At 59.7% G+C, this 20,032-nt stretch carries 21 protein-coding genes and 1 pseudogene; 13 read left to right on the forward strand and 9 right to left on the reverse strand.

All coding sequences use genetic code 11. From position 1 onward, the window contains the following. Positions 1-3: 3 nt before the first annotated feature. On the reverse strand, positions 4-897 hold the full coding sequence (locus tag HB680_RS03485; RefSeq protein ID WP_008034255.1) for a LysR family transcriptional regulator: 894 nt from the start codon (positions 895-897) through the stop codon (positions 4-6). Positions 898-1,254: 357 nt separating this feature from the next. Here HB680_RS03485 and speB point away from each other — a divergent pair, with 357 nt between their 5' ends. The 6 genes from speB to HB680_RS03515 all read left to right on the forward strand — a co-directional run bounded on the left by speB (position 1,255) and on the right by HB680_RS03515 (position 6,864). Then, positions 1,255-2,205 (forward strand): agmatinase, encoded by a 951-nt coding sequence (gene speB / locus HB680_RS03490; protein ID WP_054049162.1) that lies wholly within the window; start codon positions 1,255-1,257, stop codon positions 2,203-2,205. 9 nt (positions 2,206-2,214) lie between these two features. Beyond that, positions 2,215-2,637: a nuclear transport factor 2 family protein gene (locus HB680_RS03495; protein WP_213937173.1), complete on the forward strand. Its 423-nt coding sequence runs from the start codon at positions 2,215-2,217 to the stop codon at positions 2,635-2,637. Between the two features lie 54 nt (positions 2,638-2,691). Next, positions 2,692-4,209: a cytosine permease gene (locus HB680_RS03500; protein ID WP_213937175.1), complete on the forward strand. Its 1,518-nt coding sequence runs from the start codon at positions 2,692-2,694 to the stop codon at positions 4,207-4,209. 158 nt (positions 4,210-4,367) lie between these two features. Continuing rightward, positions 4,368-5,747 carry a sodium:solute symporter gene (locus HB680_RS03505; RefSeq protein ID WP_213937177.1) on the forward strand — a complete coding sequence of 460 codons (1,380 nt, stop codon included), beginning with the start codon at positions 4,368-4,370 and terminating at the stop codon, positions 5,745-5,747. An 85-nt stretch (positions 5,748-5,832) separates the two neighbouring features. Then, positions 5,833-6,558 carry an MBL fold metallo-hydrolase gene (locus HB680_RS03510; RefSeq protein ID WP_213937178.1) on the forward strand — a complete coding sequence of 242 codons (726 nt, stop codon included), beginning with the start codon at positions 5,833-5,835 and terminating at the stop codon, positions 6,556-6,558. 54 nt (positions 6,559-6,612) lie between these two features. Continuing rightward, positions 6,613-6,864 carry an acyl carrier protein gene (locus HB680_RS03515; protein ID WP_213937180.1) on the forward strand — a complete coding sequence of 84 codons (252 nt, stop codon included), beginning with the start codon at positions 6,613-6,615 and terminating at the stop codon, positions 6,862-6,864. 335 nt (positions 6,865-7,199) lie between these two features. On the opposite strand, the gene HB680_RS32630 is transcribed toward HB680_RS03515, so the two are convergent. Continuing rightward, the gene (locus HB680_RS32630) at positions 7,200-7,328 is read right to left on the reverse strand and encodes a PA1414 family protein (protein WP_003184145.1); all 129 of its coding nucleotides are present in this window, start codon (positions 7,326-7,328) and stop codon (positions 7,200-7,202) included. Between the two features lie 139 nt (positions 7,329-7,467). Further along, a complete protein-coding gene (locus HB680_RS03520) occupies positions 7,468-8,361 on the reverse strand; it encodes a LysR substrate-binding domain-containing protein (RefSeq protein WP_213937182.1) in 894 nt (297 codons plus the stop codon). A 103-nt stretch (positions 8,362-8,464) separates the two neighbouring features. On the opposite strand from HB680_RS03520, the gene HB680_RS03525 reads away from it, so the two are divergent. Next, positions 8,465-9,643, forward strand: a complete 1,179-nt coding sequence (locus tag HB680_RS03525; protein ID WP_213937183.1) for an MFS transporter — start codon at positions 8,465-8,467, stop codon at positions 9,641-9,643. Here HB680_RS03525 and HB680_RS03530 read toward each other — a convergent pair. The 4 genes from HB680_RS03530 to HB680_RS03545 form a co-directional block, all read right to left on the reverse strand. After that, entirely contained in the window at positions 9,588-10,520 is a 933-nt protein-coding gene (locus tag HB680_RS03530; protein WP_213937185.1) for an EamA family transporter, read from the reverse strand. The genes HB680_RS03525 and HB680_RS03530 overlap by 56 nt on opposite strands. Before the next feature lie 155 nt (positions 10,521-10,675). Then, positions 10,676-12,121, reverse strand: coding sequence for an NCS1 family nucleobase:cation symporter-1 (locus HB680_RS03535; RefSeq protein ID WP_213937186.1), 1,446 nt, complete (start codon positions 12,119-12,121; stop codon positions 10,676-10,678). Positions 12,122-12,484: 363 nt separating this feature from the next. Continuing rightward, positions 12,485-12,877, reverse strand: a complete 393-nt coding sequence (locus HB680_RS03540) for a DUF2177 family protein (protein WP_213937188.1) — start codon at positions 12,875-12,877, stop codon at positions 12,485-12,487. A 115-nt stretch (positions 12,878-12,992) separates the two neighbouring features. Continuing rightward, entirely contained in the window at positions 12,993-13,829 is an 837-nt protein-coding gene (locus tag HB680_RS03545) for a S1-like domain-containing RNA-binding protein (RefSeq protein ID WP_213937190.1), read from the reverse strand. Positions 13,830-14,180: 351 nt separating this feature from the next. On the opposite strand from HB680_RS03545, the gene HB680_RS03550 reads away from it, so the two are divergent. The 3 genes from HB680_RS03550 to HB680_RS03560 all read left to right on the forward strand — a co-directional run bounded on the left by HB680_RS03550 (position 14,181) and on the right by HB680_RS03560 (position 16,246). Beyond that, positions 14,181-14,369 (forward strand): hypothetical protein, encoded by a 189-nt coding sequence (locus tag HB680_RS03550; RefSeq protein WP_017337097.1) that lies wholly within the window; start codon positions 14,181-14,183, stop codon positions 14,367-14,369. A gap of 208 nt (positions 14,370-14,577) precedes the next feature. Continuing rightward, positions 14,578-15,297, forward strand: a complete 720-nt coding sequence (locus HB680_RS03555) for a TorF family putative porin (protein ID WP_213937192.1) — start codon at positions 14,578-14,580, stop codon at positions 15,295-15,297. A 79-nt stretch (positions 15,298-15,376) separates the two neighbouring features. Next, positions 15,377-16,246, forward strand: coding sequence for a DUF6279 family lipoprotein (locus HB680_RS03560; RefSeq protein WP_213937193.1), 870 nt, complete (start codon positions 15,377-15,379; stop codon positions 16,244-16,246). Between the two features lie 126 nt (positions 16,247-16,372). Here the strand turns inward: HB680_RS03560 and HB680_RS03565 are convergent, their stop codons facing one another. Continuing rightward, positions 16,373-16,762 (reverse strand): transcriptional regulator, encoded by a 390-nt coding sequence (locus tag HB680_RS03565; protein WP_213937195.1) that lies wholly within the window; start codon positions 16,760-16,762, stop codon positions 16,373-16,375. Positions 16,763-16,936: 174 nt separating this feature from the next. Between HB680_RS03565 and HB680_RS03570 the strand changes: the two are divergent. Further along, positions 16,937-17,668 (forward strand): annotated as a pseudogene (locus HB680_RS03570) (thioredoxin family protein); the annotation flags it as partial. A gap of 119 nt (positions 17,669-17,787) precedes the next feature. On the opposite strand, the gene HB680_RS03575 reads toward HB680_RS03570, so the two are convergent. After that, positions 17,788-18,696 (reverse strand): LysR family transcriptional regulator, encoded by a 909-nt coding sequence (locus HB680_RS03575; protein WP_213937199.1) that lies wholly within the window; start codon positions 18,694-18,696, stop codon positions 17,788-17,790. A 179-nt stretch (positions 18,697-18,875) separates the two neighbouring features. Here HB680_RS03575 and HB680_RS03580 point away from each other — a divergent pair, with 179 nt between their 5' ends. Together HB680_RS03580 and HB680_RS03585 are read left to right on the forward strand one after the other, a co-directional pair. After that, complete coding sequence (locus tag HB680_RS03580; RefSeq protein ID WP_213937200.1) at positions 18,876-19,151, forward strand: hypothetical protein; 276 nt, start codon at positions 18,876-18,878, stop codon at positions 19,149-19,151. A gap of 294 nt (positions 19,152-19,445) precedes the next feature. Further along, positions 19,446-20,030, forward strand: a complete 585-nt coding sequence (locus HB680_RS03585) for a papain-like cysteine protease family protein (protein ID WP_213937201.1) — start codon at positions 19,446-19,448, stop codon at positions 20,028-20,030. The last annotated feature ends 2 nt before the right edge of the window (positions 20,031-20,032 follow it).

Raw genomic sequence — 20,032 nt, forward strand, 5'->3', positions numbered from 1 at the left:
GTCTTACGCCTGATTGAGCTGTGCTTTGAGCAGATCGCGGAAGGTCTGGATCAGCGGTTCGCGGCTGCGGCCACGGCGCATGATCATCGAGAACGGCGCCTGATAACCGAACGTCGCTGGCAGCAACACCCGCAGATCGCCCTTGTCGGCCCAGGCCTGGGCGTAGTGCTCCGGCAAGTAGCCGATGTACGCGCCGGACAGCACCAGAATCAACTGCGCTTCCATACTTTCCACGGTGGCGGCGCTGTGTTTGAAACCATGGCGCGCGAGTTCGGCCTGGCTCCAGTAACCGCGACCGACCATGCGTTGCTGGGTGATGACTTGTTCGGGAATGCGCCGCTCGGTGAACAGCGGATGACGGCTGCTGCAATACAGCCAGTGTTGTTCGCGGTACAGCGGCATATAGACCAGCCCGCTCATGCGCGTGGAAAACGCACCAATGGCCAGGTCGAGGCGGTTGTCCTGCACACCGAGTTGCAGTTCATACGGGCTCATCACCGACAGGTGCAAATGCACCGCCGGGTGTTCCTGGCTGTAGGCGCCGATGGCCTCGGCGAAGGGCAAGGCCTTGTCGCTGACGGTGGAGTCGATGACCCCGAGGTTCAGGGTGCCGCGCAATTCGCCCTTGAGCGCCGCCGCGTACTGTTCGAAACCTTCAAGTTCGCCCAACAGCCGCAGGGTTTCCTGATGAAACAACTCGCCCTTGCTGGTCAGGCTGAAACCGCCGCGCCCGCGATGGCACAGTACCAGGCCCAACGCGGCTTCGAGCTGGCTCATGTAAGTGCTGATCGCCGAGGTCGAGAGGTTGAGCTCTTGCTGGGCGTTGGCAAACCCCTGATGGCGCACCACGCTGACGAAAATGCGCAACAGTTTCAGGTCGGGTAAAGCGTTGGCCATGGGGTTCTCCAGCAGAAACACAGACACCTGTAGCAGCTGCCGAGCACCGCGAGGCAGCGTTCGGCGGCGAAGCCGTCGTGAATTCAGACAACGCGGTTTGTCAGGTAGACCGCGCGCACAGGTTTTACGACGGCTTCGCCGCCAAACGCTGCCTCGCGGTGCTCGACAGCTGCTACAGGGCGAGGTGGCAAGTCTATCGTCGCCCCCGTCATTAGTTTAGAAAAATCTGAACTAAGTATTTGCCCGTAGCGATTCTTCCCGCTCACTACATTTCGCATGATCGGCCCACAGCGGTGCCCGTACCTTCCGTGAACGGCGCGCCGACATAAATAAAACAACGACGATGAGGCCTTACCCGTGGACAAGATTCTTCACCAACCACTGGGCGGCAACGAAATGCCGCGCTTCGGCGGCATCGCCACCATGATGCGACTCCCCCACCTGACCACCGCTGCCGGCCTGGACGCTGCCTTCATTGGTGTGCCGCTGGACATCGGTACGTCCCTGCGCCCCGGCACCCGTTTCGGACCTCGCGAAATCCGCGCCGAATCGGTGATGATCCGCCCGTACAACATGGCCACCGGCGCTGCACCGTTCGATTCGCTGTCGGTTGCCGACATCGGCGACGTGGCGATCAACACCTTCAACCTGCTGGACGCCGTGCGGATCATCGAAGAGTCCTACCACAGCATCCTCGAACACGACGTGATCCCCCTGACCCTGGGCGGCGACCACACCATCACCCTGCCAATCCTGCGTGCCATCCATAAGAAGCACGGCAAGGTCGGCCTGGTGCACATCGACGCCCACGCCGATGTGAACGATCACATGTTCGGCGAGAAGATCGCCCACGGCACCACGTTCCGTCGCGCCGTCGAAGAAGGTCTTCTGGACCCCGACCGCGTGGTGCAGATTGGCCTGCGCGCCCAGGGCTACACATCTGAAGACTTCAATTGGAGCCGCAAACAAGGCTTCCGTGTGGTGCAAGCCGAAGAGTGCTGGCACAAATCCCTGGCGCCGCTGATGGCCGAAGTTCGCGAGAAAGTCGGCGGCGGTCCGGTGTACCTGAGTTTCGACATCGACGGCATCGACCCGGCCTGGGCCCCTGGCACCGGCACCCCGGAAATCGGTGGTCTGACAACCATTCAGGCGATTGAAATCGTGCGTGGCTGCCAAGGCCTCGACCTGGTCGGCTGCGATCTGGTAGAAGTCTCGCCCGCTTATGACACCACCGGTAATACCTCGCTGCTGGCCGCCAACCTGCTGTACGAAATGCTCTGCGTACTGCCTGGCGTGGCCCACCGCTGAGGATTGGTCATGAACGAACGCGATCAGGTTTTGAAAGCCGCCGCCGATCTGGTGAGCGCTTTTGCCCGTAACGATCGCGAAGCCTACTTCGGTGCGTTCAGCACCGATGCGAGCTTCGTGTTCTACACCCTCGAACAGCCCCTGCTGTCGCGCGATGCCTATCAGGCGTTGTGGGACACCTGGCGCGCCGAGGATGGCTTCGAAGTGCTGTCGTGCACGTCGAGCAACGCCTTTGTCAGCCTGCAAGGTGACGTGGCGATTTTCATCCATGACGTGGCCACCGATCTGCGCATGCAAGGGGAGCAACACTTCAGCCAGGAGCGCGAGACGATTGTTTTCAAGAAACAAGCGTCTGGCCAAGAACAACAAGGCCTATGGCTGGCCTGCCATGAACATTTGTCCGCAATGCCGGAAGGGCTGCCATCCCCTTAGCCAAACAGGTGACGCTCACACACGATGAGCGCGCCTTTATGATCGGAGCTGATCATGAATAACAACAACAAAGACAACGACCAAAGCCTTACGCAAATTGAAACCTACGGGGTCGAACAGATCCCGGACAGCGAACGCACCGCAGGCCCGACGGACTTGTTCCGGATGATCTTCGGCGGTTCCAACACCTTTGCCACCGCCGTGCTCGGCAGTTTCCCGGTGCTGTTCGGCCTCTCGTTCCAGGCCGGTGTCTGGGCAATTGTGCTGGGCGTGTTGCTGGGTTCGCTGATCCTCGCACCGATGGGCCTGTTCGGCCCGATCAACGGCACCAACAACGCCGTGTCTTCCGGTGCACACTTCGGCGTGCACGGGCGGATCGTCGGTTCGTTCCTGTCACTGCTGACCGCCATCGCCTTCTTCTCGCTCAGTGTGTGGAGTTCGGGGGATGCGCTGATCGGTGGCGCCAAACGCCTGATCGGCCTGCCGGAAACCGACCTGACCCTGGGCCTGGCCTACGGTCTGTTCGCGATCCTGGTGCTGACCGTGTGCATCTACGGTTTCCGCTTTCTGCTGTGGGTCAACAAGATCGCGGTGTGGAGCGCCAGCCTGCTGTTCCTGCTGGGCATCTTCGCCTTCGCCGGGCCTTTCGATGTGAACTACGCCGGCACCGTCAGCCTGGGTCAACCGGGCTTCTGGGCGGCGTTCATCGGTGCGGCGCTGGTGGCGATGAGCAACCCGATTTCCTTCGGTGCGTTCCTCGGTGACTGGTCGCGCTACATTCCTCGCGACACGCCAAAAGGCCGGATCATGGCGGCGGTGGTGATTTCGCAGATCGCGACGTTCATCCCGTTCCTGTTCGGCCTGGCCACCGCGACCATCGTGGCGATCAAGGCACCGGACTACATCGCGGCCAACAACTATGTCGGCGGTCTGCTGGCGGTGTCGCCGAGCTGGTTCTTCCTGCCGGTGTGCCTGATTGCGGTGATCGGCGGCATGTCCACCGGCACCACCTCCCTTTATGGCACCGGGCTGGACATGTCCAGCGTGTTCCCTCGGGTGCTGTCGCGGGTCAAGGCCACGCTGCTGATTGGCGTGATGTCGATTGCCTTCATCTTCATCGGGCGCTTTGCGGCGAACCTGGTGCAGAGCGTGTCGACCTTCGCCGTGCTGATCATCACCTGCACCACGCCATGGATGGTGATCATGATCATCGGCCTGGTGGTGCGTCGCGGCTTCTATTGCCCGGATGACTTGCAAGTGTTCACCCGTGGCGAAAAAGGTGGCCGCTACTGGTTCACCCACGGCTGGAACTGGCGTGGTCTGGGGGCCTGGATCCCGAGTGCGCTGGTGGGCCTGTGCTTCGTGAACCTGCCGGGGCAGTTTGTGGGTGTGCTGGGCGATCTGGCCGGTGGCATCGACATCTCCTTGCCGGTGACGTTGGGCCTGGCTTCGCTGGTGTACTTCGCGTTGCTGAGCCTGTTCCCGGAACCGCGGGAAGTGTTTGGGCCGCAGGATGCGCGTAGCAAAGGCACGGACTCGCTCGGTAAAGCGGCGTTGCGCCAAGCCGCCTGATCAAACGCATTACCCCTGTGGGAGCGGGCTTGCTCGCGAAGACGGCGGCACATTCAACATCAATGTGACTGACAGTCCGCTTTCGCGAGCAAGCCCGCTCCCACAAGGGAATTGATTTTTCGCCTCACCATAAAAAAGACAATCGGAGACACGCCATCATGGCATTGGATTTATTCGTCGTACTCATCTACGCCGCCGCGATGCTGATACTCGGCTATTACGGCATGCGCAAAGCCAAGACCAACGAAGACTTTTTGGTCGCCGGTCGCAACCTCGGCCCGAGCCTGTACATGGGCACCATGGCCGCCACCGTGCTGGGCGGCGCATCCACCGTCGGCACCGTGCGTCTGGGCTATGTCCATGGCATCTCCGGGTTCTGGCTGTGCGCCGCACTGGGTTGCGGGATCGTGGCGCTGAACCTGTTCCTCGCCAAGCCGCTGCTGAAACTGAAGATCTACACCGTTACCCAAGTCCTGGAAAAACGCTACAACCCGATGGCCCGCTCCGCGAGCGCGATCATCATGCTGGCGTATGCGCTGATGATCGGCGTGACCTCGATCCTGGCCATCGGCACCGTGCTGCAAGTGCTGTTCGGTCTGCCGTTCTGGATTTCGGTACTGCTCGGCGGTGGCGTGGTGGTGATCTACTCGGCCATCGGCGGCATGTGGTCGCTGACCCTGACCGACATCGTCCAGTTCGTGATCAAGACTGTGGGCCTGATGTTCATCCTGTTGCCGATCTGCCTGTATCGCGTCGGCGGCTGGGATGAGTTGGTGCTGAAACTGCCGGCCGCCGCCTTCAGCTTCACCACCATCGGTTGGGACACCATCATCACCTACTTCATGATCTACTTCTTCGGCATCCTGATCGGCCAGGACATCTGGCAGCGGGTGTTCACCGTCAAGTCCGCCAAAGTCGCGCAGTACGCCGGTACGTTCGCCGGTTTCTACTGCATCCTCTACGGACTGGCCTGCGCCCTGATCGGCATGGCCGCTCACGTGCTGATCCCGGACCTGGACAACGTCAACAACGCCTTCGCCGCCATCGTCAAACTGTCCCTGCCGGACGGGATCCGTGGCCTGGTGATCGCTGCGGCACTGGCCGCGATGATGTCCACCGCCAGCGCCGGCCTGCTCGCCGCCGCCACCACCCTGACAGAAGACCTGCTGCCGAAACTGCGTGGCGGTAAACAGTCGAGCCTGCGGATCAACCGCCTGTTCACGCTGATGACCGGCATCGTGGTACTCGGCATCGCCCTGATCGTGAACGACGTGATCAGCGCCCTGACCCTGGCCTACAACCTGTTGGTGGGTGGCATGCTGATCCCGCTGATGGGCGCGATCTTCTGGAAACGCGCGACCACCGCCGGCGCTATCGCCAGCATGGGCATGGGCTTCGCCACCGCGCTGGTGTTCATGTTCAAGGATGGTCTGGATGCGAACACGCCGATCTACTACAGCCTCGGTGTAGGTCTGGTGAGCTTCGTGCTGGTCAGCCTGATGTCCCGTCGCCCTTCCGTGGTGGCGAGCGCCGTCTAAGCTTTCTATAAAGACTTGATGCTTTCTTCGACGGGTGTGGCGTCGGTTGCCACACCCGTTTTTTTTCGTCTGAAGGAATCTGCTTATGAAGATCGTCAGCCGCGATCAGTGGTTCGAAGTGAAAACCCTGGCCGACGGCATTCGTCTGATTCACGAGCCTTACATCCGGCCCTTCTACCGCTGCAACCTCTGGCACATCCAGGGCCGTGACAAGGACTTGCTGCTGGACAGCGGCTCGGGGCTGGTGAGCCTGCGCGAGCAACTGCCGTGGATCACCGAACGGCCGTTGGTGGCGGTGGCCAGTCATTGCCATTTCGACCATATCGCCGGGCACCACGAATTCTCCGAACGCCTGGTGCACCCGGCCGAAGCGCAAATCCTCGCCGAGCCCGATGGCGAAAACACCTTGAGCACGGCGTTTGTCGGCGACGAGATGTTCGAAGCCCATCCCGACTGCCCGTTGTGCTACGCCGAGTACCGGGTCAAAGCCGCGCCGGCCACGGGTCTGATTGAGGAAGGTGATGTGCTGGATCTGGGCGACCGCGTGCTGCAAGTGCTGCACACGCCGGGGCATTCACCGGGCGGCATCAGTTTGTATGAAGCGGCGACCGAAACCCTGTTCAGCGGCGACATCATCTACGACGGTCCTCTGATCGAAGACGCCTACCACTCCAACCTCGACGACTACGCCCGCAGCCTGCAACGCTTGCATGCGCTGCCGATCCGCACTGTGCACGGCGGGCATTTCGGCAGTTTTTCCGGGGAACATTTACGCACGATGATTGACGAGTGGCAGCGTTCCCACGGCTGAAGCCTGCTGTACTCAACCCAGGGACAACAACAATAACGCCCTCGAAGACCGACCATGAAAAGAGCTGCCGTTCGCGCTGCCGTGCACTGTTTCATCAGCCGCCTGCTGGAACGTCAGGATGACTTCGATGACAGCACCAACCTGGCGCAGATGGGATTGGATAATGAGGATATCGAGGAGCTGATCTTCCATCTGGAAGATGAGTTGGGGTTGACGGCGTTTACAGCGGAAGAAGACCGGATGCTCAAGGACGCCAGGACGGCGGAGGATTTGAGTCGGTTTTTGGTGAGCATTGGGCGGCACTGAATTAGCGCAGCCCTTGTAGCAGCTGCCGAGCACCGCGAGGCTGCGTTCGGTTGTAGCAGCTGCCGAGCCTGCGAGGCTGCGTTCGGTTGTAGCAGCTGCCGAGCCTGCGAGGCTGCGTTCGGTTGTAGCAGCTGCCGAGCCTGCGAGGCTGCGTTCGGCGACGAAGTCATCGTAAGATCAAGCGGTGCGGTGTGTCAGGAAAACTATGCACACTGGGTTAGCGACTGCTTCGCAGCCGAACGCTGCCTCGCGGTGCTCGACAGCTGCTACAAACAGCGCTCGGCAGTTGCTACAGGGAGCGCTCGGTAGTTGCGACACACGGTGCTCGGCAGACCTTACCGGCGGCGCGGCTGGCGTCGACGTTGTTCGTCGTCAGTGCGGATAGGCACAGGTTGCAGAGGCGGTTCGATCAAACCGAGTGCGACACCCAGATCGTGCAGCCAGTTTTGGATTTTCTCTTTCATGGTGCCCCCTTCAGGGTAGTGCCGAGTGGCCAAAATTCTGTAGCCACTTCGCACTGATAATAGTCCGAAGTCCTACGCAATGCTCGCCCAAGATCGCAATGATCTGTTACTGAATTGATCCAAATAGCTGACCAATAGTTCAAGCCGTCGCCAGCGCCGGACTCGGCACCGTCGGATAGACCAATTGTTGCTGCTCCAGCCACGCGTTGAGGTTCGCCCCGACCATGCCTTTGCGCCACATCAGCCACGTGGTGGCGCTGGCAAACGGCTCGGCCAGCGGGTGCACCGCGACGCTTTCGCGGCCCGGCAGGCTGGCGAGCATCGACTCCGACATCAGCGCCACGCCAGAGCCTGCGACCACGCAGGCGAGCATGCCCGGATAAGACTCGATCTCAATCGCCCGCCCCATCGCCGCGTGGTAGTGCGCGAACCAGGCTTCCAGGCGCATCCGGTAGGAACAGCCCTGGCGAAAGGTGAACACCGAGCGCCCTTGCACATCCATCGCGCTGAGGATCGGCGGGTGATCGGCCTCGCTGATCAGCACCAGCCGTTCGTCGCAAAACGGTACGCCGTCGAGGCCCGCCAGTTCCAGCGGACCGTCCACCAGCGCCGCATCGAGACGCCCGGTGAGCAGACCTTCGAGCAATTCGCCGCTGGGGCCGGACTGCACTTGCAGGTTCACCGCCGGATAAGTGCGGTGATAGCGCGCCAGCAGCCCCGGAAGGTGGATAGCGGCCGTGCTGTACATGGTGCCGAGCACGAAGTCACCCGCCGGTTGCCCGCCCTGCACCGCCGCGCTGGCTTCGTCGTGCAGGGCAAACAGCTTGGCGGTGTAGTCCAGCAGGACTTTTCCCGCAGGCGATAACTGCAAACGCTGACGCTCACGCAGGAAAAGTTCGACGCCGAGTTGCTCTTCCAGTTGTTTAAGCCGGGTCGACAGGTTCGACGGCACCCGATGCAAGCGTTCAGCCGCGCGAGTGATGGAACCCTCTTGCGCGACAGCCTGGAAAATCCGCAATTGGCTGAATTCCACGACATTCTCCAAATCAGAACAAGTTACTCACTATTATTCATTTTAAAAGAAAGTCAATCGATCCTAGCCTGACGGTCATTGATCCTTTACCGGAATTCAGACCATGTCCCCTCTGATTCGCTTAACCGCCAGCTTCATCGCCTTGATGATGGCCATGGGTATCGGGCGCTTCGCCCTGACGCCGCAACTGCCGCACCTGCTCAGCGAAGGTCAGATCGACCTGACGGCCGCCGGTCTGATTGCCGCGGCCAACTATCTCGGTTACTTCGTCGGCGCGGTGGACGCGATGTTTGCCCGCCGCCATCACCACGTTCGACTGCGGTTGCTGGGTGGTTTGTGGTTGTGCGTGCTGCTGACCCTGGCGTCGTTCTGGGCCAATGGCTTTTGGTCCCATCTGCTGCTGCGCTTTGGCACCGGCGTGGCCAGTGCCTGGGTGTTAGTGATGATTACAGCGCTGAGCCAGCCACTGGCTGCGGCGGCCGGTCGACCACGGTTGGGCGCGCTGGTATTCGCCGGACCAGGGCTGGGAATTTTTCTGACGGGGATGTTGGCCTTGGGCTCACACCTGCTGGGGCAAACTTCCGCGACCTTGTGGCTGATCTATGCCGCTGTTGCGCTAGTGATGCTGCTGGTCATCCTGCCCTTCCTGCCACAACCGACAACCGCAGTAGCAGCACCGACCGTTAATACATCAGGTCACCAGGGCATCGGTCGTTTGGGCCTGATCTACGGTTTGTACGGCCTGGGCTACATCATCCCCGCCACCTTCCTCTCACAAATGGCCAACGCGCAGTTCCACGGGCAATGGATGGCGGATCTGTTCTGGCCATGTTTCGGCCTCGCGGCAGCGATTGGGGTGTTGCTGGTGAGTTTGCGTCGGCACACCCCGAATGCCACGCGGCATTGGCTGATGGCGACGTTGTGGCTGCAAGCCGCCGGGGTCTTCGCCTGCTTGCTGGGCAGCGGTCCAGGCCTGGCGTTGGGCGTCATCCTGTGCGGCACGCCGTTCCTCGCCTGCATGCAATTGGTGATGCAACGCTCCCGGGAACTGGCACCCCACGCCACCCAGCGCAACGCCGGGCTGCTGACCGCATGCTTCGCCGTGGGCCAACTCGCCGGGCCGTTGCTAGCCGCAACGAGCAGCCATTTCAGCGGTGGCTTGCAGCCCGCGCTGATCTTTGCCGGCAGCGGATTGCTGATCGCCGGGGGATTGTTGCTGCGCCCCGTCAGTACTGGCCGAGGGCTCTGCGCAAACGACGGCGCACCCACTGCTCAGCGCTGACAAAGGTGATGCCGAGCAGCACCAGCACCGCGCCGACGACGAAGTTGAGACTCAGGCCTTCACCCAACAACACCACGCCGAACGTGACGCCAAACAGCGGCGTCATGAACGAAAACACCGCCAGGTTTGCCGCCAGATAGCGGCGCAACAACCAGAACCAGGTCAGGTAACTGAAGAACGACACCACCAGACCCTGGAACAGCACGCTGGCCACCGCCACGGTGGTCAGGCTGACGTGGGTGACCTGACCGCTGAGCATCGCAATCAGCAACAGGCCGACAAACCCGACGATCAGTTGATAGAACAGCGTCAGGGTCACCGGTGCTTCCGACAGCCGCGAGGCGCGCACCACCACGGTGGTCGCCCCCCACGAGGCACCGGCGAGTACGCCCAACGCATCGCCCATCAACATGCGGCGGTCGAGATTGTCCCAGGACACGCCGCCGGCAAACGCAATGGCGATCCCGACAAACGCGAGAAAAATCCCCAGCCATTGCACCGGCCTTAAACGCTCGCTCGGCAACAGCCAATGAACGCCCAACGCGGTGAAAATAGGCGCGGTGTAGAGGAACACCGACATGTGCGCAGCGGTGGTCAGTTGCAGGCCTTCGGAAATAAAGAAGAACTCCAGACCAAACAGCGCACCGGCCAGTAGTCCACCGCGCCACGTATGACTGACCTGATCCCAACCGCCCTTCCAGCAAATGAGAAGTCCTACAAGCAACGCAGAAATACCCGAGCGCCCTGCGGCCTGCATGACCGGCGCGATGTCCGGCGCCGCCCATTTGATCATCACTTGCTGCACACCCCAGATCAGGCACAGCCCGAGCATCACTTGCAGGGCAAACCCATCGGCGCTACGCCGGGTGGCGCTCACCGGAACACCTCGACAACACAATCCATGGCAGTGACTCGACAGTAAAAAGCAAAGCCCCAGCACAAGGCTGGGGCGAAAAATTATGCTGCCGATTATTAACCAGTTGGCCAGAAAATGCCGCCTGCCAGACATCTGTTTAAAAACAATCCCTGCGTTCAGCCAGTGGTCACCATCGCGACCGTGGACCGGGTTTGCTCGCGCCAGGCCAAAACGAAGTAAATCGCGCCACCGAGAAAGCACCCCGTAAACCAGGCAAAGTTGGCCATCGGTTGCAGCACCGGGGTGAAGGTGATCGCCACGCCCATCAACGTTGCAGGAATCAGCGCCTTGACCGCCGTCCAGTTGACCCCGCCGCTGTAGTAATACTTACCGCTCGGCCCGTCATTGAACAGCGCATCCACGTCGATCTGCTGTTTTTTGATCAGGTAGTAATCCACCAGCAGAATCCCGAACAACGGACCGATAAACGCCGCGAGTACATCAAGTGTGTAGTGGATCACTTCGGGGTTGTTGAACAGGTTCCACGGGGTGATGAAGATCGACGCCACAGCGGCAATCATGCCGCCGGCACGCCAGCTGATCTTGCTCGGGGCGACGTTGGCGAAATCGAAGGCCGGGGACACGAAGTTGGCGACAATGTTGATGCCGATGGTCGCAGTGATGAAGGCGAAGGCACCGAGCAACACCGCCACGCTGTTATCGATGCGCGCCACGGTGGCAATCGGGTCGTGGAGCATTTCACCGAACACCGGCAAGGTGCCGGAGACGATCACCACCGTCACCAAAGAGAACGCCAGAAAATTCACCGGCAAGCCCCAGAAATTGCCCCGGCGCACGTCAGCCATGCTGCGGCAGTAGCGACTGAAATCGCCGAAATTCAGGGTCGGCCCGGAAAAGTACGACACCACCAGCGCCGTCGCAACAATCACTTGTCCGAAAGCTTCCCAGCCTGACAGGGATTTTTCCGCGAGGGTGAAACTGATATTGCTCCACCCGGCCTGCCAGACAATCCAGCCGGCGAGCATAAACATCACGCCGTACACCACGGGCCCGGCCCAATCGATGAAACGGCGGATCGATTCCATGCCGGTCCAGAACACCAGCGCCTGAACAAACCACAGGCTGAGGAAACCGAACCAGCCCAGGTAGGACAAACCGGCAAAATGCGGTTCGGCGTAGGCCGCCATCGCAGGAAAAAACCGCAGGACCACGATGATCAGCGCACTGGACGCCAGGTACGTCTGAATTCCGTACCAGGCGACGGCGATAAGGCCGCGGATCACCGCAGGAATATTCGCCCCGAACACGCCGAACGCCAATCGGCAGATCACCGGGTATGGCACCGCCGCTTGCTGGCTCGGCTTGGCCACCAGGTTGGCGATCAACTGCACGATGCAGATCCCGCCGAGCAAAGCGATCAACACCTGCCAACTCGCCAGCCCGAGGGCGAACAGGCTGGCGGCGAACACATAGCCACCGACGCTGTGCACGTCGCTCATCCAGAAAGCGAAGATGTTGTACCAATTCCATTTCTGCGGCAGCGGCCCCAGGTCCTGGTTATACAGGCGTGGGCTGTAGCCGTTGGGCATTTGCTCGGTCATCGCGGGGCTCCTCGTCAGACCGGCCCCACCCTACTGCGTACGGGAGCCGGTATCGTTTGTATACGAGTTGCTACGCAGAATGCGTGCCATAAGGATTAATCGTGTGACAGAACGCGGCTTTACGACTGCTACGCGGCGGGCTTAAAGCCAGTACTCAGAAGGAGAATGCTCATGAACAGGGCGTAGTCGCCTGCTAACGGTGCAAAATTTTATGTATACAACTGGAATGGGTGACTGCTGCGCAGTCAATTCGCGAGCAAGCCCGCTCCCACAGGGATTTGTGTGGGATGAAGATCTTCGGCAGACACACTCCCCATGTGGGAGCGGGCTTGCTCGCGAAGGCGTCATCACAGGCTACTCAGCTCATCGCGCCTTGCGCATTACCCAATGCCCAACAGTGCAGGCCACACTCGTCGCAAAAGCCCCCCACACCATATCCATCACCGCCAACCCTGCCGACCACCCTTTCAACGTCGCCCAGTTGCTCAGGTCATAAGTGCCATAAGCCACCAACCCCAACAACGCGCCCATACGTGCGGCCCGTTGCCAGCGCTGCGCCGGCAACACCACAAACACCACACAACCGAGGACATAAAGGAGATAGAACACCGCAGCCGGGGCCAGCAGCGGTTGGTCGAGCATCAGCGGGCCGAGCAGCGCGCGGTAGGTCGGCGCCATCAGCACGCCGAGCCAGAGGCCGTCCAACACGAGAAACGCCAGCAAGGTGCCGGCGTAAGCGAACAAGGCTTTTTTCATAACACTCGACCTCAGGTGAACTCCACGTAGGAGCTGCCGCAGGCTGCGATCTTTTGCTTTTATAAGATCAAGAGATCGCAGCCTGCGGCAGCGCCTACATGGGGCTGGCGCGAGGTCAGCTTAGTTCAATGCGATCGGCATGAATGACGATCTGGCCGTTCTTGTACAACGCGCCGATGGCCTTCTTGAAGTTGCCTTTACTGACACCGAACATGCTGCTGATCAGGGTTGGATCGCTCTTGTCGCTGATCGGCAGGGTACCGTTGTTGTCGCGCAACTTGGCGAGGATCTTCGAGTTCAGGCTAGTGGCGGCTTCTTCGCCGACCGGTTGCAGACTCAGGCTGATTTTGCCGTCGGAACGGACCTCCTTGATAAAGCCCTTCTCTTCTTTACCGGCGCGCATGAACTTGAAGATTTCGTTCTTGTGGATCAAGCCCCAATGCTTGTTGTTGATGATTGCCTTGAAGCCCATGTCGGTCGCTTCGGCCACCAGCAGGTCAACTTCCTGGCCCAGGGCGTAGTTGGCCGGGGTCTTGTCCAGGTAACGGTCCAGGCGCGCGGTCGCGGTGATGCGGCGGGTGTGCTTGTCGAGGTAGACGTGCACCACCACATACTCGCCGGCAGTCATCTGGCGTTTTTCTTCGGAGTACGGCAGCAACAGATCCTTCGGCAGACCCCAATCCAGGAACACGCCGATGCTGTTGACTTCAACGACTTTCAAACTGGCGAATTCACCGACCTGAACTTTCGGCGTTTCGGTAGTTGCGATGAGTTTGTCATCGCTGTCCAGATAAACAAAAACGTTGAGCCAATCTTCATCTTCGCTGGGAATATCTTTAGGGATATAACGATTCGGCAGAAGGATTTCACCGTCCGCGCCACCGTCCAGATATAAACCGAAGTTAGTGTGTTTAACCACTTGCAAACTGTTGTAGCGCCCGACTAAAGCCATTTCCAATACCCTCATTGCGTGGGCGGCATTCTACCCGGTTTTGCGGGCCGCGCTCGCCGGCCGGCCCAGTGACGCGAGAAAATCCTCTGAAAGCCTTAATTTTCCTGGGTTTGCCGACAGGCTTGCGGCCGCTCGTCAGACGGATCCTGCACCCCAGCTCAGCCTCCGGCAAGCCGGAGGTGCTTTTCCCCAGCCCATCTTCTTATTTAAAACAGCAGCTTAGCTGGATAATTCGAACAACAACTTGTGAATAATCGAGTGATTGCCTCGGTTATTTCAGGGGGATATTTACCAAGCAATTGTCAAGTATTTCCTGTACGATGCCTGGCCAAGTTAATTTTCTACAGGTTAATGGCCGCCATGCGTGTAAAAGCATCCAACAGCAAAGCAAAGCCAGCTCCAGCCGTTGAAACCAGCGAATCGATCAACAACCAGATTGCTGCTTTCCTCAAGTCCGGTGGCGAGATCCAGCAAATTGCCAAAGGCGTCAGCGGCCAGACATTCGGCCCGTCGAAGCAAATCACGCTCGGCAAGAAGTAACACCCTGCTTTAACTGGTCCGTAAGCGCTTTGAGCTTCGAAGCGCTTGGACTGGAACCTCCCGCAACACTCCGCAAAATCCAATCAATATTCCAGAAATCGACGAACGGCCCTCGATGCCGAGCATTCGCCGGTATGCTTGCACACGTCTAGATTAAGCGTTTCAGCAGACTTTTGGTGACTGCTTCCTCGCTGTCATGGAGTGACGCATGCTCAAACCCTCCTATCTATTGCTCGGCGCCCTCCTCGTGTGGTGCTCGAGTGCCAACGCGCAAATCTTCCAGCGTGAATTGGGCGACTTCGATCTCAAGCTCGGCACCACCCCCAGCCGCAGCATGGCCCAAGGTTTGGTCAAGCCCGCCAGTACCGGCTCGTTCCACGGCGGCCTCGACCTGAGTCATGACAGCGGTTTCTACGTCGGCCAATGGTCGCCGAGCATGGGCTTGAGCCCGGGCAGCAACCTCGAAGTCGATTCCTACATGGGCTTTAAACAACCCTTCGATAAAACCCTCGGCTACGAAGTCGGCATGATCCATTACAGCTATCCGAAAGTGGACACCCTCGACAGCCAGGAGCTGTTCGGTGGTTTGACCTTCCTCGGCAGCCGTTTCGGCGCCGCCTTCAGCAACGACCCGGACAAACAGAACAGCACCGTGTTCGCCGACCTGGGGGGCAATCAGCCGTTCGGCATCGGCATCAGCATGAAATACACCACCCACCAGCTCAACACGCCCGTGTCCGTCGACGGTGGCGCGATAGGCAGTTTCACCGACTGGTCGCTGCAACTGTCCCGTGCGTTCATGGGCGTCGACCTGGACCTGATCTACAGCGACTCCAGCCTCAGTGGCAGTGATTGCTCCGCCTACTCCGGGCACAACAGCCAATGCGACGGGCTGGTCACCCTCAAAGCCGAACGCTCCTTCTATTGATCGGCTTGAACTGCCGGGCTTATCTTGCGTTCACATAGAGACACCTTCAAAGAAGCCAGGCCTTCGCAAGGACTCGCCCATGTCGCGCTGGTTTAAACGCGTTGCCCTCCTCATCACCATCACTCTGGCCCTCGGCGCTTGCAGCCGAATGGGTTTGGCCTACCGCAACCTCGACGTGATCATTCCATGGACGCTCAGCGATTACCTGGACATGAACGGCGAACAAAAAGGCTGGTTCAACGAACGCCTCAAGGAACACCTGAGCTGGCATTGCACCACCCAACTGCCGGGTTACCTCGACTGGCTGGACCGGTTGCAAGCGATGGTCGAGACCAATCAGGTCACCGACGAAGCGCTCAAGGCCCGCACTCAGGAAGCCAAGCAAGCCATCGCCCAGACCGCCAGGGAAATCACCCCGTCGGCCATCGAGTTGTTGCAAGGGCTGGATGACCAGCAAGTGGCGGAGATGAACGATGCCTTCGCCAAGGACCAGCGCAAACGCCAGGAGGACTACCTCAAGCCGTCCCTCGACCAGCAAATCAAGGACCGTGGCGAGCGCATGACCAAGCGCCTGAACGACTGGCTCGGGCCGCTCAGCCCCACCCAGCAGCAACGGGTGGTGACCTGGTCGAACGCCTTGGGTGACCAGAATCAGCAATGGATCGCCAACCGCGTGCATTGGCAGAAGCAGTTCAGCGCCGCAGTGGCGCAACGGCAGAGTCCAGAATTCCCACAACGAATCGAGATGCTTCTGATCAATCGCGAGAGTTTATGGACCCCGGCTTACCGCCAGGCCTACGCCAACACCGAGGCACAGGCCCGGGGGTTGCTGGTGGACTTGATGGCCGAGAGCACGCCGGAACAGCGGCAGCGGCTGTTGAAGAAGATTGATGGGGTGAGGAGGGATTTCAATGATTTGAAATGCCTGAAAGCGGTTAAACAAGGCTAAGCCCAACACAAAACCCACTGTGGGAGCGGGCTTGTTCGCGAAGGCGCCGTATCAGTCGAAATCAATGTTGACTGATACGACGCCTTCGCGAGCAAGCCCGCTCCCACATTCGTTTCGGGGTGTTCTTCAGGCAATCTGCGCTTTCGACGCCACCTCATCAAACGTCACTTCATCCAGCGCATCCTGCTGCTCATCCAACACCTGCCGAGGATGGTCATTACCCGGAATGCTGCTGTCGATCAAGCTCAATAAACTCGAGCCCCGCGGCGTCAAAATGTAGTTCGAGCCCGTGCCGCCCTGCTCTTCGGGCCGAGGCTCGATATAACCGCGCTCCAGCAGTAACTTTTCGTACTCGCCGGCCACCGCTTTCAAGTGATCCAGGTTTTCAGTCTGCTCGCCTTCCGATGCTTTCTCCGCCGCGTACTGCTCGGCATAGGCCCGGGGCGTGTAGCTGCCTTCACCGTGCTGCACTTCGTGCAGCAAGCGCTCGATCAAATCCCAGTTATAAGTCGTCATCCTTTCAACCTCCAAGCCAGAGTGTGTGATGGCCTTCATAGGTTGTGACCGACATGGCGGGTAGCCGTTCAGCCGAGGTTTTGAACGGCACCGACCGGTGGTATGTCGAATTTTCCACAGGCCGAACGACTAGGCTGTGTAAGCCAACTCCCAGCATCCCGCAGGAGAAAACCCATGAACATTCAGAACCATCCCGTCGTCTCGCGAGAAGAATGGCTCGCCGCCCGCAAGCAACACCTGGCCCACGAAAAAGCCTTCACCAAGGAACGCGACAGACTCAGCGCCGAACGCCGCGCCCTGCCTTGGGTGAAGATCGACAAGGACTACCGCTTCCAGGGCCCGAACGGCGAATTGAAACTGGCCGACCTGTTCGGCGACAACAGTCAACTGATCATCTATCACTTCATGTTCGCCAAAGGCTGGGACGCAGGCTGCACCGGCTGCTCGTTCCTCTCCGACCACATCGACGGTGCCAACCTGCACCTGGCCCACCATGACGTGGCGGTGGTGGCGGTTTCCCACGCACCGTTCGCCGAATTCCAGGCCTTCAAGCGGCGCATGGGCTGGAAATTCGACTGGGTATCGTCAGAAGGTTGCGATTTTAACTACGACTTCGGCGTCTCGGCCCGAGCTGAAGACATCGCCGCTGGAACGGCGACCTACAACTACGAAAAATCCGACTGGCCCGAAGAAGAACTCCCCGGCCTGAGCGTGTTTTATCGCAACGAAGCGAGCGACATCTTCCACACCTATTCCAGCTATGAACGTGGCCTGGACCTGCTGGTCGGCGCCTACAACTACCTCGACCTGACGCCCAAGGGGCGCAATGAAGAGGAAATCATGGAGTGGGTGAAGCACCACGACAAATACGACGGCAAGGCGTCGTCCAGTTGCTGTCATGGGGGGCTAGCATCTGGAATGCGCTCCCCTTGTGGGAGCGGGCTTGCTCGCGAAAGCGGTACATCAGGCAATAGAGATGTCGACTGTTAATCGCCTTCGCGAGCAAGCCCGCTCCCACAGTCAGATCAGGAATCCGGTGGCAGCGGCTTCTTCACAAAATCCACAAACGCCTGCAACGCCGGTTCCATTTTCCGCTGCTTGGGGTAGTACAGGTAAAAACCGGGAAACGCCGGCGTCCACTCCGGCAACAGATGCACCAACCGCCCGGAAGTGATGTGCTCCCGCACCTGATGCTCAAACAGATACGCAATCCCCGCCCCTTCAAGCGCCACGCGGGTAAGCAATTCCGGCTCGGTGACCACCAACGGACCATTGACCGAGATCGCCAGCCGTTCGCCTTCGCGCTCAAACTCCCAGCGATACAGGCTACCGTCAGTGGGCCCACGATAGGACAGGCATTGATGCTCGCTCAAATCATGCGGCGTGTGCGGTGTGCCGAATTGCTCGGTGTACGCGGGTGAAGCCACGACCATCATTTCCAGGTGCCCGCTCAGTTCCACGGCGATCATGTCCTGATCGAGGCTTTCACCAAGCCGGATTCCGACATCAAACCCACCCGCGACCATATCCACCAAACGCTCATCGGTGACAATGTCGAGGCTCACGCCGGGATAGGTGTTCAGGAACGGCCCGATCAACGGCGCCAGGTAATGAATCGCCGCAATCCGTGGCGCGTTGATGCGCAGTCGACCGCTGGGCGACGTGCCCGGCGTTTGCGTGACACCGGCCAGTGCTGCATCGACCTCGTTGAGCGCCGGTTGCAGGCGCAATAGCAGCCGCGCACCGGCGTCGCTGGGCGACACGCTGCGCGTGGTGCGGTTGAGCAGGCGTACGTCCAGCCGCTCTTCCAACTGGCGGATGGTCTGGCTCAGCGCCGACGCCGACATCCCCAAATGAGCAGCCGCGCGCACGAAACTGCCATGCTCGACCACCGCGACAAAGGCCCGAAGCTGGGCGTATTCACTGCCTCGCATTATGTATGGGTTCCTTAATAAGTCGTCCCGATACTAACGTATTATTGAAACAATACCTCTTCACGATTTTCACCCGCCTCCAAAGAACTCACACCGCCAAGGACTCAAACGGCTGAACTTTTCACGCCAACAAACCCTCAACCGGATAACCCGCCTTAACCGGAACTGAGGCCCTGCCCATGAAAACCCTGCTGAAACTCACCCTCGCCGCCACCCTCGCCTGCGCCCTCCCCGCCTGGGCCTGCACACCCGAAGAAGCCACCGCCAAGCGCGAACAATTGGCCAAGGAAGTGACCCGGCTCACGCAACAGAATCCGCAGAAGGCCAAGGAGATTAACGATGAGTTGCAGAAGATGGACTTGGGAACGGCCAGTGCGGATTTGCCGGACAAGTGCCAGTTGATCGATCAGCGGTTGAAGGAGTTGGATGCGGCGGATAAAAAGGCGGAGGGTTAGGAGCAAAGTCAAAAGATCGCAGCCTTCGGCAGCTCCTACACGAGATCCCGTCCGCTCAATACTTTATGGTCGGGCACCCATCTCGTAGGAGCTGCCGAAGGCTGCGATCTTTTGATCTGGAATTTGCACTAGTGCATTTAATTATTTGCACAAACGCATATCCACACCTAAGGTTACCTCGAGTCCGGATCGGAGCGGCCATCAAACATGGCAAACCGCACACGCCGATCGCTCGGTCACACCGCTACACACCCACTAGCTGGACGCTAGTTTTCACTCATGGAGGATTGAAGAATGTTAACCACTGAAGCAACGCAATTCACCGGCGAGACACTGCCAAGGTGCCTGGTCAGTCATCTGCTCGACCCGCATCTGGTCGACGTCGAAGCGGTCGCACCGCTCAGCGCACTGGCCGCTGGCAGCCTCAACTTCACGATGCAAGCACAAACCCAGACCAACTGGTGCTGGGCGGCGGCTTCCGCCTCGGTCGGCAACTATTACGGCACCGGGTCCTGGACCCAATGCGGTGTGGCCACTGCTGCGCTGGACCGTAACTGCTGCAATCAGCCGGGGCCGTGCAACGTGTACGGTTATCTGGATACCGCCCTGCGGATCACCCGCAGTTTCAACGGTATGAATCAGGGTTCGCTGCAGATGTCGGCGATCCAGAACCAGATCAACATGGGCCGGCCGGTCTGTCTGCGTTGCGCCTGGTACGGCGGCGGCGCGCACTTCCTGGCGATCTACGGCACCAACGGCAACTACGTGCTGGTCGCGGATTCGATCTACGGCTATTCGACCCGTGCGCTGAACTCGTTCCCCGGTTCGTACAACGGCGGCGGCAACTGGACCAACACTTATTTCACCGTGAAAAACTAGGA

The organism is Pseudomonas sp. dw_612 (genome assembly GCF_018449725.1).
Lineage (GTDB): Bacteria > Pseudomonadota > Gammaproteobacteria > Pseudomonadales > Pseudomonadaceae > Aquipseudomonas.